This is a genomic window from Dorea sp. OM07-5 (genome assembly GCF_003481355.1).
Lineage (GTDB): Bacteria > Bacillota > Clostridia > Lachnospirales > Lachnospiraceae > Dorea_D > Dorea_D hominis.
The window spans coordinates 309,146-325,334 of sequence record NZ_QUKZ01000001.1 but is presented as its reverse complement, the minus strand read 5'-3'; the positions used below and the strand labels follow the sequence as shown (position 1 = coordinate 325,334).

General features: G+C 43.2%; 15 protein-coding genes. 1 reads left to right on the top strand and 14 read right to left on the bottom strand.

Annotated elements, in window-relative coordinates; genetic code table 11:
• Positions 1–5 precede the first annotated feature (5 nt).
• The 11 genes from DXC04_RS01595 to DXC04_RS01545 all read right to left on the bottom strand — a co-directional run bounded on the left by DXC04_RS01595 (position 6) and on the right by DXC04_RS01545 (position 12,885).
• The gene (locus tag DXC04_RS01595; RefSeq protein WP_021860787.1) at positions 6–425 is read right to left on the bottom strand and encodes an ACT domain-containing protein; all 420 of its coding nucleotides are present in this window, start codon (positions 423–425) and stop codon (positions 6–8) included.
• 10 nt (positions 426–435) lie between these two features.
• On the bottom strand, positions 436–1,005 hold the full coding sequence (locus DXC04_RS01590) for an indolepyruvate oxidoreductase subunit beta (RefSeq protein ID WP_117536739.1): 570 nt from the start codon (positions 1,003–1,005) through the stop codon (positions 436–438).
• Positions 1,005–2,759, bottom strand: coding sequence for an indolepyruvate ferredoxin oxidoreductase subunit alpha (gene iorA, locus DXC04_RS01585; protein WP_118659641.1), 1,755 nt, complete (start codon positions 2,757–2,759; stop codon positions 1,005–1,007). The genes DXC04_RS01590 and iorA overlap by 1 nt, the downstream gene beginning before the upstream one ends.
• A 1-nt stretch (position 2,760) precedes the next feature.
• Positions 2,761–4,071: a phenylacetate--CoA ligase family protein gene (locus tag DXC04_RS01580; RefSeq protein WP_021860790.1), complete on the bottom strand. Its 1,311-nt coding sequence runs from the start codon at positions 4,069–4,071 to the stop codon at positions 2,761–2,763.
• A 151-nt stretch (positions 4,072–4,222) separates the two neighbouring features.
• Positions 4,223–4,699, bottom strand: a complete 477-nt coding sequence (locus DXC04_RS01575; protein WP_117536740.1) for a pyridoxamine 5'-phosphate oxidase family protein — start codon at positions 4,697–4,699, stop codon at positions 4,223–4,225.
• A gap of 82 nt (positions 4,700–4,781) precedes the next feature.
• Entirely contained in the window at positions 4,782–5,345 is a 564-nt protein-coding gene (locus DXC04_RS01570; protein ID WP_021860792.1) for a tRNA (mnm(5)s(2)U34)-methyltransferase, read from the bottom strand.
• A 5-nt stretch (positions 5,346–5,350) separates the two neighbouring features.
• A complete protein-coding gene (locus tag DXC04_RS01565; RefSeq protein ID WP_117536741.1) occupies positions 5,351–6,217 on the bottom strand; it encodes a DMT family transporter in 867 nt (288 codons plus the stop codon).
• 72 nt (positions 6,218–6,289) lie between these two features.
• The gene (locus tag DXC04_RS01560) at positions 6,290–10,837 is read right to left on the bottom strand and encodes a PolC-type DNA polymerase III (protein WP_118659639.1); all 4,548 of its coding nucleotides are present in this window, start codon (positions 10,835–10,837) and stop codon (positions 6,290–6,292) included.
• Entirely contained in the window at positions 10,830–11,885 is a 1,056-nt protein-coding gene (gene ispG, locus DXC04_RS01555) for a flavodoxin-dependent (E)-4-hydroxy-3-methylbut-2-enyl-diphosphate synthase (RefSeq protein ID WP_021860795.1), read from the bottom strand. Before ispG ends, DXC04_RS01560 begins: the two co-directional genes overlap by 8 nt.
• Before the next feature lie 104 nt (positions 11,886–11,989).
• Complete coding sequence (locus DXC04_RS01550) at positions 11,990–12,451, bottom strand: hypothetical protein (RefSeq protein WP_117536743.1); 462 nt, start codon at positions 12,449–12,451, stop codon at positions 11,990–11,992.
• Positions 12,452–12,651: 200 nt separating this feature from the next.
• Positions 12,652–12,885 (bottom strand): hypothetical protein, encoded by a 234-nt coding sequence (locus tag DXC04_RS01545; protein ID WP_021860797.1) that lies wholly within the window; start codon positions 12,883–12,885, stop codon positions 12,652–12,654.
• Positions 12,886–13,242: 357 nt separating this feature from the next.
• Between DXC04_RS01545 and DXC04_RS01540 the strand changes: the two genes are divergently transcribed.
• A complete protein-coding gene (locus DXC04_RS01540) occupies positions 13,243–13,602 on the top strand; it encodes a helix-turn-helix domain-containing protein (RefSeq protein WP_021860798.1) in 360 nt (119 codons plus the stop codon).
• A gap of 49 nt (positions 13,603–13,651) precedes the next feature.
• Here DXC04_RS01540 and DXC04_RS01535 read toward each other — a convergent pair whose 3' ends face one another.
• Genes DXC04_RS01535 through DXC04_RS01525 form a run of 3 tightly spaced genes read right to left on the bottom strand, consistent with a single transcriptional unit; the run spans position 13,652 to position 16,180 of the window.
• Positions 13,652–14,683 carry a 3-deoxy-7-phosphoheptulonate synthase gene (locus tag DXC04_RS01535; RefSeq protein WP_021860799.1) on the bottom strand — a complete coding sequence of 344 codons (1,032 nt, stop codon included), beginning with the start codon at positions 14,681–14,683 and terminating at the stop codon, positions 13,652–13,654.
• Positions 14,667–15,638, bottom strand: a complete 972-nt coding sequence (locus DXC04_RS01530) for a carbohydrate kinase family protein (protein WP_117536747.1) — start codon at positions 15,636–15,638, stop codon at positions 14,667–14,669. The genes DXC04_RS01535 and DXC04_RS01530 overlap by 17 nt, the downstream gene beginning before the upstream one ends.
• Positions 15,639–15,667: 29 nt before the next feature.
• Positions 15,668–16,180 carry a COG2426 family protein gene (locus DXC04_RS01525; protein ID WP_118659637.1) on the bottom strand — a complete coding sequence of 171 codons (513 nt, stop codon included), beginning with the start codon at positions 16,178–16,180 and terminating at the stop codon, positions 15,668–15,670.
• Positions 16,181–16,189: the final 9 nt, after the last annotated feature.

Genomic DNA, 16,189 nt, shown 5'->3' with positions numbered 1-16,189 from the left:
TTGTATTATAAATCGGCTTCTTCTACAATCTTAACCTCTGCTTCTTTTAATACTTTCTCTGCTTTCGCAAAATCATCTGTATTAAACACCATAACCGGTTCTTTGCCATCCCGGATAATAAACGAATAAATATAATTGATGTTCAGCTCACCTTTTGCAAGAATTGCAAGCATCTGATTTAAGTTGCCTTTCTTGTCTTCCAGTGCGACTCCCATGACTTCATGGATACGCACAACATACCCAAGTTTTGTCAGATATTCTTTTGCTTCATCCGGCTTATCTACAACCATTCGCAAAATTCCAAATTCCGGTGTGTCAAATGTTGCCACTGCACGGATATTCACTCCTGCTTCTGTCAGTCTGGAAGTTACATCCATAAGACTTCCCGGTTTATTCTCTACAAATACTGATACCTGTCTGATCATAAGACACCTCCTATAACTGATAGCCTACGTCAAAGGCTTTTTTGTTAATCTCAATTGTTTTCGGCGGTACCGTCTTCTCTATCACATCATACCAGAGCTCTTTGGAAAAATCCATGTGCTGTGCTGCAATTCCGAGTACAATTAAGTTAAATACTCTTGGATTGCCAAGTTTCTTAGATTCCTCTGTAGCATCCACTGCATAGACACGGTAATCTTTTTTCAGATTCTCCAGAATATTCTCCGGATATTCAGCTGCTCCGATCACAACCGGCATCGGATCGATTCGCCAATCATTGACGATCAGTGCACCATCTTTTTTGAGGAAATGTGCATAGCGCAGTGCTTCCAGACGCTCAAATGCGATGATCACATCTGCCTGTCCTTCTTCCACGATCGGCTCTGCTACTTTATCTCCGTAACGGACAAATGTTACAACGCTTCCTCCACGCTGTGCCATTCCGTGTACCTCGGATAATTTAACATCATAACCTCCTGCAATTGCCAGTCCGCCAAGGATTCTGCTGGTGAGAAGGGTTCCCTGTCCGCCGACTCCGACGATCATAATATTCTTTACTGCCATTATTTCTCACCTTCCTTTACTAATTCTATTGCTCCGAATTTACATAAGCTATCACACAGTCCGCATCCGGTACACATTGTATCATCAATATGAACCGTTCCGTCCTCATTCTTTGTCATTGCAGGACATCCCGGTTTCATACACATTCCACACTTCTTACATTTGTCTGCGTGTGCCACGTATAATGGTTTTTTCTTCTTGCTGAGCAGTACGCAAGGTGTCTTTGTAATGATAACGGAAACTTCATCTTTCGCAACTTCTTCTTTGACAACCTGTTCCAATTTTTCAATGTCAAATGCATTGACTTCAATTACATTCTTCACACCGATTGCACGACAAAGTGCCGGAATATCGATTGCATAAGTCGGATCTCCCTGCAGTGTCTTACCGGTTGCAGCGTGATCTTGATGTCCGGTCATACCGGTTGTAGAGTTATCAAGAATCATAACCGTTCCTGTTGCTTTATTGTACATCATATTCATCAGGGAATTAACTCCTGTATGAAGGAATGTAGAATCACCAATAACAGCTACCCAGTTTTTGATATATTCTTTACCTTTTGCTTTCTCCATACCATGTAAGCTGGAAATACTTGCGCCCATACAGATTGTTGTATCTACTACACTTAACGGTGCAACGGCTCCTAATGTATAACATCCGATATCTCCTGCCGCATGCATTTTCAATTTATTCAGTACATAGTACACACTTCTGTGTGGACATCCCGGACATAAGATTGGCGGTCTTCCCGGTGCCTGCGCCGGCTGTTTCAGATCCAGCTTCTCTCCGAGAATTGCTTCACGGATCATATTGGCACTGTATTCGCCCTGAACAGTGAAGATCTCTTTACCTGTTGCTTTGATTCCCCAGGATTTTACCTGTTCTTCGATCACCGGATCAAGCTCTTCTACGATATATAACTTCTCTACTTTGGAAGCGAAATCTTCAATCAGTTTTCTCGGAAGCGGATTCACCATTCCCAGTTTCAGAACAGATGCATCCGGCATTGCTTCTCTTACATACTGATACGGGATACCACTTGTGATCACACCGATCTTCGTATCGTTCATTTCTACCTGGTTGATTGGAAGTGTATTTGCAACTTCAGCGAGTTCCATATTGCGTTTTTCAATCTCGACATGGCGAAGCTTCGCATTGCCCGGCATCATAACCGTCTTGCGGATATCTTTTACATACGGTTTGTCCGGCACTTCTACCGGATCACATAACTCTACCAGTCCCTGTGAATGTGCGAGTCTTGTTGTTGTACGGAATACAAATGGTCTGTCATATTTCTCACTTAAATCAAAAGCCATTTTCATAAATTCTTTTGCTTCTGAACTGTCAGAAGGCTCCAGTACCGGAAGCTGTGCTGCACGCGCTACCATTCTTGTATCCTGCTCATTCTGGGAACTGTAAAGTCCCGGATCGTCTGCGACAACAATAACCAGTCCGCCGTTAACTCCCATATAGGAAACAGTATAAGCCGGATCTGCCGCCACGTTAAATCCAACGTGCTTCATACAGGACATTGCACGGACACCTGCAACGGAGGCTCCGATTGCAACCTCCGTTGCAACTTTCTCATTCGGTGACCACTCACAGTACAGAGAATCCTTATATTTTACCAGATTCTCACTGATCTCTGTACTCGGTGTTCCCGGATATGCTGCGGAAACTTTCACTCCCGCTTCATATGCTCCCCTGGCAATCGCTTCATTGCCGAGCATAATTACTTTTTTATTTTCTGCCATTTTACAGTCCATCCTTTCGTAAATCTGTTACTCGTTTTGCTTTTCCTTCGAATCGTTTCAGAGAATGTGGCGCAACCAGTTTGATCTGTGTCGCAAGTCCAAGCTGTGCTTTTAATCCCTTTTTGATTCTCTGCTCCAGTTCGCTTAACTTGCTGTAGCTGTCAAGCAATCTGTCATCTACTAATTCTACAGTAATCGTCATAACATCCAGACGGTTCTTTCTCTCTACTACGATCTCATAATGTGGTCCGATCTCCGGAATCTGTAACATCACTTCTTCAATCTGTGTCGGGAATACATTGACACCACGGATAACAAGCATATCATCTGCGCGACCGGATAAATTCTCCATGCGCACTGTAGTTCTTCCACATTTACATGGTTCGTAAAATAATCTGGTCAGGTCACCGGTTCTGTAACGGACAAGCGGAAGCGCTTCTTTTCCGAGACAAGTTACAACCAGTTCTCCTTTTTCTCCCGGTGGGAGTACTTCTTCTGTCTTCGGATCAATGATCTCAGGGATAAACCAGTCTTCATTAATATGCATACCGCAGAGCTGTTCACACTCACCTGCAACACCTGGTCCACATAATTCACTCATACCATAATTCTGTGTGCAGAGGAAATTCTCCCCCCATACTTTGTGCATCTCATCACGCATAGGTTCTGTCATGCCCTCACCGCCGAACAGACCGATATGGACATGCAGATCCTTCTCCGGATCCAGTCCTCTTGCACGAATCTCTTCTCCAAGATGCAATGCATAAGATGGTGTTGCGATCAGAAGTGTTGTTCCAACATCCTGCATAAACATAATCTGCTTCTTTGTATTACCGGATGACATCGGGATGACTGCTGCTCCGATCTTCTCCAATCCACCCTGCAGTCCGAGCGCTCCGGTAAATGTTCCATATCCAAATGCATTCTGTGCGATATCGTCTGGTGTCGCACCGCCCATACAGGCGATTCGTGCCACGTTATTTAGCCATGTATCCAGATCCTTTCTTGTATATCCTACAACGGTCGGTTTACCGGTTGTTCCGGAACTTGCATGGAAACGTACCAGTTCTTTCTTATCTACTGCAAACAGTCCTGTTGGATAGTGATCTCTGAAATCTGCTTTATATGTAAATGGCAGCTTCTTCAGATCATCCAGCGTCTGAATGTCTTCCGGTTTCACACCTGCTGCATCCATCTTCTCACGGTATGGTTCTACTTTTTCATAAATATAATGTACGGTCTCTTTTAACCGCTCCAGCTGGATCTTCTCAATCTCAGCTCTTGGCAGGGTTTCTTCCTTTGCCCAAATCATGTTACATCCTCCTTCATGCTACCGGGATTCTTCTCCCCAATATTACGAAAACAGGCGCAAAACCTTTACGCCTGCCACTTGTTATAGTATAGCACATTACTTTCGTAGTTTAAAGCATTAATTGAACAAAAGGCACTTTACAGACACCTTTTTATGCATGCTGCTTGCATGTATATTCATCCACTTCGATTTTGAAAACTCCAACTGCATCTGCAAGCTTCGGATTCTCACTGAAGTCTTTGAACTCTTTACCGGTCTGATGTTTCATGATCGCCGCCAGAGCCTTGCATTTTTCTTCCTGATCTTCTACGACAGATGCCTTGCCACTGCCGATAATACTTGCATAATAGTAGCTGTACTGGCATGCAACTTTTCCTTCAACGAGTTCATCCTTGCAGTCCATCTCAAATCCAACATATGGATTTTCTTTTATTAAGTCCAGTTTCTTGCCTTCTTTTGCTCCATGCACATACATTGTCAATTTATCTGTTTCTATTACAAGCCCAAAGTTTACAGGCACTACATATACGCCCTTTCCATCCTGGATTCCAATTCTTGCTACTTTACATACATGCAGGATTTCCATCTGTTTTTCTCTGTCTGTGACTTCTCTGTCTGTTCTTCTCATCTTGTGAACTCCCTTCTTCCTGTATATTATTATGCCATACGAATTGCTCCATACTTCACACTTCCACAATTCTACTCGTATATCATGATTTAAAAATAAACACTGGCATCGGCGGATTATTTTTTCTATTATAATACTCATTTGCGATCACTGTATATTCTCTTGACGGCAGTGTACGCAGCAGATTCAGAATTGCATCTTTTTCTTCAAAACCGGTATCGCCGCCACTGTATATGCAGAGACTCATCATCCCTCCATGCTTCAAAAGTTTCAATCCTTGCAGGATTGCCTGCATACTGGTTTCAGCATGGGTTGCAACCTTATGATCTCCACCCGGCAGATATCCAAAATTAAAGCAGATCACATCCACAGTCTCTTCTCCTGCATATTCTGCCATATGCTCATGTCCGCACAGACAAAGCTCTGCCCGGTCTGCAAGTTCTTCTTTTGTAAGACGCTCTTTTGTAAGATGGAGCGCTTCTTCCTGCACATCAAATGCAAGAACATGTCCATTTTCACCTGCAAGTCTGCATAAGAAGGCGGTATCTCCACCTTTTCCCATTGTTGCATCGATATACAGGCCTTCTTTTACTGCCTGCGATTCTATGATCGCCTGACACCACTGTGTAATCTGTGACTGTCTCATATCTTTTACTCCGTTCTGCGATTGTTATATAAAAACATTGCTACTGCCATCAGACAGATGACTGCATAGCCGATCCAGCTTAACAGATCCGGAATCTGTTCGAAGAAGAAAAATCCAAGTCCTGCCGAGAAGATAATCTGTGAATAATCATAAACAGAGATCTCTCTCGCCGGAGCATAGCAATATGCTGCTGTAATAGAGAACTGGCCTCCTGCCGCCGACAATCCTGCAAACAGCAGAATCCCGATCTGTGCAAGACTCATCGGATGATAGTCAAAAAGCAGCCATGGCAACGTCACTACACAGGAAAAGGTAGAGAAGAAAAATACAATAAACGGTCCTTTTTCTCCCCGCTCTCCAAGTTTTCTTACCATCGTATATGCCGCTCCTGCACCGATTCCTCCACACAGTCCGATCAGGGAAGGGAGCAGATCCATATTGCTGAATGTCGGTTTGATCACAAATAAACTTCCCACAAACGCACCGATTACAAATAATCCCTGTGGCACCGTAATCTTTTCTTTTAACAGAAAGTAGCTGAAGATTACTGCAAAAAATGGAGACATCTTATTTAACATCGATGCATCTGCCAGCACTAGATGATCTACTGCATAGAAATTACAGAGGATTCCAATCGTTCCACAGATGGATCTTCCAAGCATATAGCCTAAATTTTCTTTTTTACAGTGAAATGGTACTCCATTCTTCATTAATATAATGCCGGCAAAAATGGCCGCCACAAAATTTCTAAAGAAACTTTTTTGTATCGGTGGTAGATCTCCTGCCATTCGTACAAAGAAACTCATCAATGCAAAACAAAAAGCTGACATGATAATACATATAATTCCTTTGTACCGTTTCTTACTTTCCATGTCTTACTGACTCCTTTATCTTTTTTACTTTCTTTTCATTATATTTCTGTAATGATGATTTAAAATATCCGTTTAAAAATCAAACAATGATAACTGGTTGGATTCCGGCAGTTCTCCAAACAATCCAAGATCATTCATCGTATCAATAACCGTCTTACTTGCTTTTGTACGCTGTCTGAAATCATCCCTGGACAGATATGGACCATCTTTTGCGGCAACTTCTACTGCCTCTGCAGCCTTATCTCCCATTCCATCAATCGTAGAGAACGGCGGCATCAGTTTTCCGTCAATGATCTGGAACTTTGTCGCTTTCGCTTTATAAATATCGATTGGCATAAATTCAAATCCTCTCGCATACATTTCCTGCACGATGTGCATATCCTTCATCTCATCCTGCTCTTTATTCGTAAGCGAGGAAGATCTTCTTGTATAGTCATTGATATAATATTGCAGCTTTTCCTTACCCTGACACATTTTTTCATAAGAAAATGCATTAGCACGGATTCCAAAATAAGCGCCATAATATGCCAGCGGATAATTAACTTTACAATAAGCAATTCTGTATGCCATCATGACATATGCAGCCGCATGGGCTTTCGGGAACATATATTTGATCTTCTCGCAGGAACCGATATACCAGTCCGGTACATCATGGTCGATCATATCTTTCTTAAAGTCCGGCCACTCCTTACATTTTCCCTTTGCTACTGTTCCCTTTCGCACACGTTCCATAATCGTAAAGGATTCCTCACTGTCCAGTCCTTTATTGATCAGATACGTCATAATATCATCTCGCGTACAGATTGCTGTGGAAATCGTTGCCTTGCCACTCTTGATAAGATCCTGCGCATTATTCAGCCATACATCCGTTCCGTGAGACAGACCGGAGATACGAATCAGATCCGATAACGTCTTTGGTTTCGTATCGACAACCATCTGGATAACGAAATCCGTTCCAAACTCCGGAATACCAAGGCAACCAACCGGACAGCCTCCGATATCATCCGGTGCGATTCCAAGCGCCGATGTATCGTGGAAGAGTGACATTACGTCCGGATCATCCAGCGGAATATCCGTCGCTACAAATTTGTGATCCGTTTCATTGTATTCATTGTCCATCGCCGGTGAGCTGATATATTCCTCCAGCGTCTTGATCATTGTCGGATCATCATGTCCGAGAATATCCAGCTTCAATAAGTTGTGATCGATGGAATGGTAATCAAAATGTGTTGTGATAATATCTGTTGTCATATCATTTGCCGGATGCTGCACCGGAGTGAACGAGTTAATATCCTCACCCAGTGGAAGTACGATAATACCACCCGGATGCTGTCCGGTACTTCTGCGGATACCGGTACATCCACCTACAATACGATTGATCTCACAGGTTCTCTTACCCTGTCCGCGCTCTTCATAATAATTCTTCACATAACCGAACGCTGTCTTATCTGCCAGCGTACCGATCGTTCCGGCACGGTAAGTCTGACCTGCTCCAAAAATAACTTCTGTATATTTATGCGCATTACTCTGGTAGTCACCGGAGAAGTTCAGGTCAATATCCGGCTCTTTATTTCCTTTGAATCCAAGGAAAGTCTCAAATGGAATGTCAAAACCATCTTTGATCAACGGTGTGCCACATTCCGGGCAGTTCTTATCCGGCATATCCCATCCACAGCCTCCGGCATACGCACGCACTTCATCCGAATCAAAATCACTGTAATGACAATTCGGGCAGTAATAATGCGGGCTCAGCGGATTAACTTCCGTGATTCCCGCCATCGTAGCAACGAAAGAAGATCCTACGGATCCACGGGAACCTACCAGATAGCCGTCCTCATTTGATTTCCATACCAGCTTCTGTGCGATAATATACATAACAGCGAATCCGTTGGAAATAATAGAGTTCAGCTCTCTCTCCAGACGTTCCGTAACAACCGGTGGAAGTTCCTCTCCATACATGGAGTGCGCTTTATTATAACAGATCTCACGCAACGTCTTATCCGAATCCGGGATAACCGGCGGACACTTATCCGGACGCACCGGGGAAATCCGTTCGATCATATCGGCAATCCGGTTCGGATTCTCTATTACGATTTCTCTTGCTTTCGCAGAACCGAGGTATTCAAATTCTTCTAACATCTCATCCGTTGTGTGCAGATACAGCGGCGGCTGGTTATCCGCATCCGGGAATCCCTTACCCGCCATAATGATCCGGCGGTACACTTCATCTTCCGGATTCAGAAAGTGCACATCACAGGTTGCCACAACCGGCTTATTGAACTTTTCACCTAACGCAATAATCTTCCGGTTGATCTCACGCAAATCTTCCTCACTGTTTACCTTCGTAATCTTCGGGCTGTCGATCATGAATTCGTTGTTTCCAAGCGGCTGTACTTCCAGATAATCATAGAAGTTGACAATTCTGGAAATCCGCTGTTCAGACTTATCATTTAAGATCGCCTGATACAGCTCTCCCGCTTCGCAGGCGCTTCCTACAATCAAGCCTTCTCTGTATTTTGACAACTCACTCTTCGGAATACGCGGGCGTCTCGCATAAAAGTCCAGATGTGACTCCGACACCAGTTTGTAAAGATTCACACGACCGGTCTGGTTCTTTGCAAGAATAATTACATGATAGGACGGTAATTTCCTGATCGCATCCTTATTCTGCGCTCCAAACTGGTTTAATTTCGTCAACGTCTTAATATTTCTGGCGCGCAGCATTTCCACAAATTTTACGAAAATCTCTGCCGTCGCTCCCGCATCATCAACAGCGCGGTGATGATTTTCCAGAGAAATGTGCAGTGCATTCGCCACAACATTCAACTTAAACTTCGATAAAGTCGGCAGTAAGATTCTCGCCATCGCTACCGTGTCTACCGATGTAAAATCCGGTGTGATGTCCTGATATCTGCAATTCTGTTCAATAAAGCTTACATCAAAGCTTGCATTGTGTGCCACCAGTACCGCATCTCCGACAAATTCGAGAAACTGAGGCAGGATCGTCTCGATATCCGGCGCTTCCATAACCATGTCATCGGTAATGCCCGTCAGGTTCGTAATTTCAAACGGAATCGGCACTTTCGGATTGACAAATGTACTGAATTTGTCAGTAATCACTCCATTTTCCACCTTTACAGCACCAATCTCGATAATCTTGTCCTTGATTGAGCTGAACCCGGTCGTCTCAAGGTCGAATACTACATATGTGTCATTCAGGCTCTGCCCTTTTTCATTCACTGCGACATCCTGCAGGTCATCAACCAGATAACCTTCCACTCCGTAAATCACCTTAAATGGATCGTCTTTATCCAATCCTTCAATAAAATGATTGGCAATTGGGAATGCCTGTACCACACCATGGTCTGTGATTGCGATCGCCTTGTGTCCCCATTCATGGGCACGCTTCAGAATATCAACTACTTCAGAGACACCGTCCATATCGCTCATCTTTGTATGGCAGTGAAGCTCCACACGTTTCTCCGGCGCAGTATCCATTCTGGATTCTGTGAAATCACTGATCTTGCGGATTCCGGTTACCGAACCGATTGTCAGTTCTCCGTCAAATTTATCGATCGTTGTTACACCCTTGATTTTCAGAAAAGCGCCTTTCTTGATATCACCTAATACATCTGGGAGCTGCTCATTTCTTACAAACATCTTAACCATGATCGTATCGGTAAAATCTGTCACTGCGAACATGACAATTGTCTTCTCATTACGGATCTCACGGGTATCAAATTCAATGACTTTGCCACGGAAGGTAATCTCACCCATTTCACCTACAACTGTGGATAACTCGATCGGATCATCATCAAAATCACGTCCATAGAGCAGATTCGGATCGTCCGGATTCCGCTTAAATGGAGAAAACCGCTCTTTTTTACCAAAGTTTCCGGAAAATTTCTTACCCTTTCCACCAGTCATTGGTTTTGATGCAGACTTTTGCACCGCTGCTGCTTTCTTTTCCTCTTTTTTCGTTTCTTTTTTCTTATCTTCGTCTGAAGCTTCCGCTTCCTGACCGGCATTTTCTTCTCTCACTGCCGCTGTGTGTTCCAGAATTGCTTCTACTTCCTGCTGAATCTTCTGGTCATTATATTTTAATTTGCTGTCTTTTGCTTTCTTATATGTAACGTGTACTTCAATCGGACAGCAAAAACGCTCTGCAAATATCCGCTCCAGATAATGTACGAGATGCTCTTTCTTGCCCTTTGCAACAATTGTATCTGTAAGCTGGAGTCTCAGTACATTTTCCGTATCAAAAGACCACGTAGCGCTCTGCATCATGCTGCGCTCTACGACACTCTCCGTCCCCAGTTCTTCCAGAATACTGTCCAGATACTCGTTAAGCAGATTCTCCGGCGTATACTGTGCCGATAAATGATACTGCTCTTTTACCTCTATCTGGAGTCTGTTTTTTCCGAATAACTGCTCCTTTACCATAGATTCCACACGGTAGATCATCTTCTTCTGAAGCAAATGTGCACTTTCTATATGAATACGGACAAAGTCACGATTAGAATTCGTCGTGACTTTGCTAACTTCTACGTCCTGTAATAACAGACGCATATCATCTTTTACCTTTAATGTTGGAAATACTTCAAAAAATTTTTTATTCATTCCAGTGTAAAAGCTCCCATCTTAATGTTTCTAACAACTCATCTTCTTTTACTTTCTTCACAATCTCGCCCTTCTTGATCAGAAGTCCTTCTCCGATTCCTCCGGCGATTCCTATATCTGCTTCTTTTGCTTCTCCCGGTCCGTTTACGACACAGCCCATCACCGCAACTTTGATATCAAGCGGAATATCAGCTACCATCTGCTCTACCTGATTTGCAAGACCTATGAGATCGATCTTCGTTCTTCCGCAGGTCGGACAAGACACAACTTCGATTCCACCTTTACGAAGTCCGAGTGTCTTTAAAATTAATTTTGCAGACTTGATCTCTTCTGTCGGATCTCCGGTCAGTGATACACGGATCGTATCTCCGATTCCCTGATGCAGGATCAGACCGAGCCCAATGGATGACTTAATATTTCCGGCAAGTAAAGTACCGGACTCTGTAATACCTACATGTAATGGATATTTACACTGGTCAGCGATCAGCTCATGCGCTTTCACACACATCAGTACATCGGAAGATTTGATGCTGACAACCAGATTGTCATAGCCCATCTCTTCAATCATATGTACTTTATCCATGGCACTCTCAACCAGGCCTTCAGCTGTAACGCCACCGTATTTCTCTACCAGATTCTTCTCCAGAGAACCGCTGTTTACCCCGACACGGATTGGGATGCCATGTTCTTTTGCCTTATCTACCACTGCCTGCACGCGGGATGCATCCCCGATATTTCCCGGATTGATACGGATCTTATCTGCGCCATTCTCAATCGCAGCAATCGCCAACCGGTAATCAAAATGAATGTCCGCCACCAATGGAATATGAATCTGCTTCTTGATTTTTCCAAGTGCTTCCGCCGCTTCTATCGTCGGCACAGCGCAACGAATAATCTCACATCCTGCTTTCTCCAGCGCATGGATCTGTGCAACCGTTGCATCTACATCTTCTGTCTTCGTATTCGTCATAGACTGAATTGCAATCGGATTTCCTCCACCAATCTTCACATTTCCAATCTGTACTACTTTCGTACGTTCTCTTGTCATAATTTCTCTCCTTAACCGCAATTATTCTGTTTCTTTTCTCTCTAAATGTCGGAAAAACCCTCTATCACCCGTTTCTTTGAACAGGAAAAATAGAGGGATCTTAATTATTCCTTATCTAATACCATCTGATCGCCATATTCGCTCTCCGTAAGTGTCAGACATTCCCGGTCAACACTGTACGTGTAAGTCGATGCCAGCGATTCAAGAGCTGTCTCCAGATCATTTTCGCTATATGCACCCTTAGACTTATCAGCTACGCTTTTTAACTTCGCGTCATCATAGGAAAATGTAATCGTCTTCGCATCCTTATCAATCGAATAAGCTAAAGGCACTTCTACTTTGTCCTGCTCCTGGAAATCTAACAGCGTCACATCTGCCGAACCGCTGCCATGGATACTCAGATCCATTCTTCCATTCTCATCCTTCCAGTTTCCTTCTACCGGATTGGAAGTGAACATCTTCGTCAGCAGGAAGATTGCAATCAGGATGATCAGCGCGGTTGAAACCAGTACGACTGCCCTCCAGATTCTGCTTCTTTGTTCTTCATCATTCTTTGCTATAAACATCTATCTTCGTCCTTCCGTATAATACTAATATGTTTTATACAAATTATAAGTTTTTTCCAATCGGGTGTCAATGGCAAGCGCCTTGTGTCTTTTCCAAAATAATGTTCCCTCTATTGAATTTTCTTAGTCATAATGGAGATTTTTTATTTTGGGGAATTATCATCCGGTGAAATTTCTTGTCTGTCCCTGTGTAAATAACTTTATTCCTCCATCTCCACTACAAGATAAAAGCCTCTCTCTGTCTTCTCGATTTCTTTGATAATCCCTTTTCGGGACATGATACGCTCTCTTGTACGGTAAATGCCGGACATTGCAACTGACGGCTCTACCAGATAAGTATACTGACCGGTCACGGCGCTTCTTTCGCTGATCACAACCTCCTGACCTTCTTCAACCAGTCCTTCTCTTTCCATCTTAAATCTTTCCTGACGCATAATATCGCTTCCTTTCCATATAATAAATTTATGATGCCAGCTGATTTTTTCCTTTCATGTCTCATTTGTGTCGCGTTTCGGAACTTTTGTTCTGCTTATTGTTGAGTATCGGCACATTCTATGTTCTTTATCGAAACAATTGTTACAATGTATATAAATGCCAGGGTCAATAGCCTAAAGCCACGACGTGCTTGCACGTGAGTGGTTTTATGGCTTAGTGACCCGCCCCGATATGAGCATAAAAGCGGAGCGTAAGCTTCACGATATGCGAATATTGGGTAGAATTGTGAAAGTACGAAGTACGGAACAATTCGTCTGGCATCACCCTAACATCATCCAGAAAGGCGGTAACGTATTATGGCATCATTCGCTGAAAAATTAAAAGCTTTACGCGGACAAAATCACATGACACAGGCTCAGCTTGCCGCCGCTTTAAATGTTGCACGTTCTACTGTTGCCGGATATGAAACAAAAAGCCGAGAACCTTCCCATGACAAACTGAATGTTATGGCAGATTTGTTCCATGTCAGTGTAGATTATCTGCTTGATGATTCCCCTGTTGAAATTACCACTTTTGATGAGCCGCACACTTCGCAGACCGAAGCGCTCCTGCTTACAAGATACCGTAAGCTGTCACTCCAATCGAAAAAGGAGTTGTTACATTACTTGGAACTCTTAGAGTCCTGGGAAGCAACTTCCCACTTAAAAATACAATAATACGTATACCAAAACCGAGATTTTAGTATACGTATTTTTTATTTTCCTATTAACATTCTTCTGCTATCTTCAGAATCAGATCTCTTGTATCGTCCCATCCAAGACACGGATCTGTAATTGATTTTCCGTAAGTCATATGATCACAGATATCCTGTCTTCCTTCTTCCAGATAGCTCTCAATCATAACACCCTTTATCATATCTTTGAGAGCCGGATTGTATCTTCTGCTGTGCAGAATTTCGCTTGTAATACGGATCTGCTCTTTGAATTTCTTATTCGAATTTGAATGGTTGGCATCTACAATAATTGCCGGATTCTCCAGATCTTTTTTCTGGTACAAGTCATATAAGCGGATGCAGTCTTCGTAATGATAGTTCGGAATACAGGTTCCGTATTTATCTACACCACCACGCAGAATCGCATGTGCATAAGGATTACCGCTTGTAGACACATCCATTCCGCGATAAATATAACGATGTCCTTTCTGTGCTGCAACAATGGAATTTAGCATAACCTCGAGATTTCCGCTGGTCGGATTCTTCATTCCTACCGGGATGTCCATTCCACTTGCTGTTAATCTATGCTGCTGATTTTCCACAGATCTTGCACCGATCGCCTCATAAGATAAAATATCATCCAGATAACTTCTGTTCTCCGGGTAGAGCATCTCATCTGCCGCTGTAAGCCCTGTCTCTTCCATTGCTCTTAAATGCATCTTACGGATGGAAAGGATTCCGGCGTACAGATCCGGTGCTTTCTCCGGATCTGGCTGATGCAGCATTCCTTTGTATCCTTCCCCGGTTGTCCTCGGTTTATTTGTATAAATACGCGGGATCAGGATCAAACGATCTTCGACCTCTTCATTAACTCTCGCAAGACGGTTTACATATTCGCATACCGCATCTTCATTATCCGCGGAGCACGGTCCGACAATTACAAGGAATTTATCGGATTTACCGGCAAATACATCCTTGATCATCTCATCTCTTTTTTCTTTAATGCTTTTTAATTTATCCGACAATGGATATTCTTTTTTTAATTCCGCCGGTGACGGAAGTTCTTTATTAATTCTGACTGCCATTTTTTATCATCTCTTCTATCTGTTCCGGTTCCGGCATGGAACGGATAGCTCCTTTTTTTAATGTAATAAGCGCTGCGCCGGCATTCGCGTACTGAAGGATTTCCTCCAGATTTTCTTCTGTGAGATTATCGATTCCATATTTTAACACACCATTGATCGCACATCCGCAGAATGTATCTCCCGCTCCGGTTGTCTCTATCGCTTTCACCGGATAACCCGCTTTTTCTACACGCATATCTTTGTAATATGCACGGCTTCCGTCTTTTCCCATTGTCAGGAAAATGAGTGGAATGTGATATTTATCCTGTAAATACTGAATTCCCTCATCATAGTCTTCTTTTCCGGATACAAACTGGATCTCATTATCAGATATTTTTAACACATCACACTGTGTAAATCCATATTCCATCATCTCTTTTGCCTCATCCAGAGATTTCCATAACGGTGGTCGTAAATTCGGATCAAATGTGATCAGACATCCTGCTTCTTTTGCAGTCTCGAGCGCTTTCTTTGTCGCTGTGCGAACCGGCTCATCTGTCATGGACAATGTACCGAAATGAAATACTTTTGATCCGCGAATCAATTCTTCATCAACTTCTTTTTCTTCCAGCATCATATCTGCACCTGGTTTACGATAAAAAGAGAATTCCCTGTCTCCGTCCGGAAATGTATGAACAAAGGCAAGTGTTGTCTTAATCTCTTCATCCAGGATCAGACCTTTTGTCTCAATCCCGATCGCATCGATCGTATCTTTTAAAAGTCTTCCAAACTGGTCATTTCCAACTTTTCCAATAAAAGCAGTCTTTCTGCCAAGCTTGTTCAGCATTGCAAGAACATTGCATGGCGCTCCGCCCGGACATGCTTCAAACAGACCGTTTCCCTGTTCACTCTCTCCGTTTTTCGTAAAATCGATCAGCATCTCGCCCATCGCTGTTACGTCATAAATCTTATCCATAATAGTCTCTCCCGTTTTTCTTCTTTTCTCTATCCAAGCAAATGCACGCCGCCAAGCAGGACATAAGAAACAAACCACATAATGACAGTTGCTATACAGATTCCAAGCATGATTGCCGGAAACGCTTTTTTAAATTTTATTCCCAGAAGCGCTGCGATCAGAGATCCTGTCCACGCTCCGGTTCCCGGAAGTGGAATACCAACAAACAGTACAAGTCCCCAGAACTCATATTTCTCGATCTGGTCTTTTTTGCTCATTGCTCTTGTTTCCAGCTTTTCCACCAGTGGTTTCAGCTTCTTCGTTCCTTTCATCCATGCAAAGATCGGTGTGATCAGAAGCAGAATAAAAGGCACCGGCACGATATTTCCAATAATTGAAAGCGGAATTGCTTCTGCTACCGGCACACCGAGAATTGGTCCTGCAACAAGTAATGCACCACGAAGTTCTACGATCGGAATCATGGAAATGATAAAGACGATTGCTTCTTTTCCCATGCTTCCTCTAAGGGCATGTATCAGGCCCTGCACTAAAGTTTCTGTCATATTCTTCTC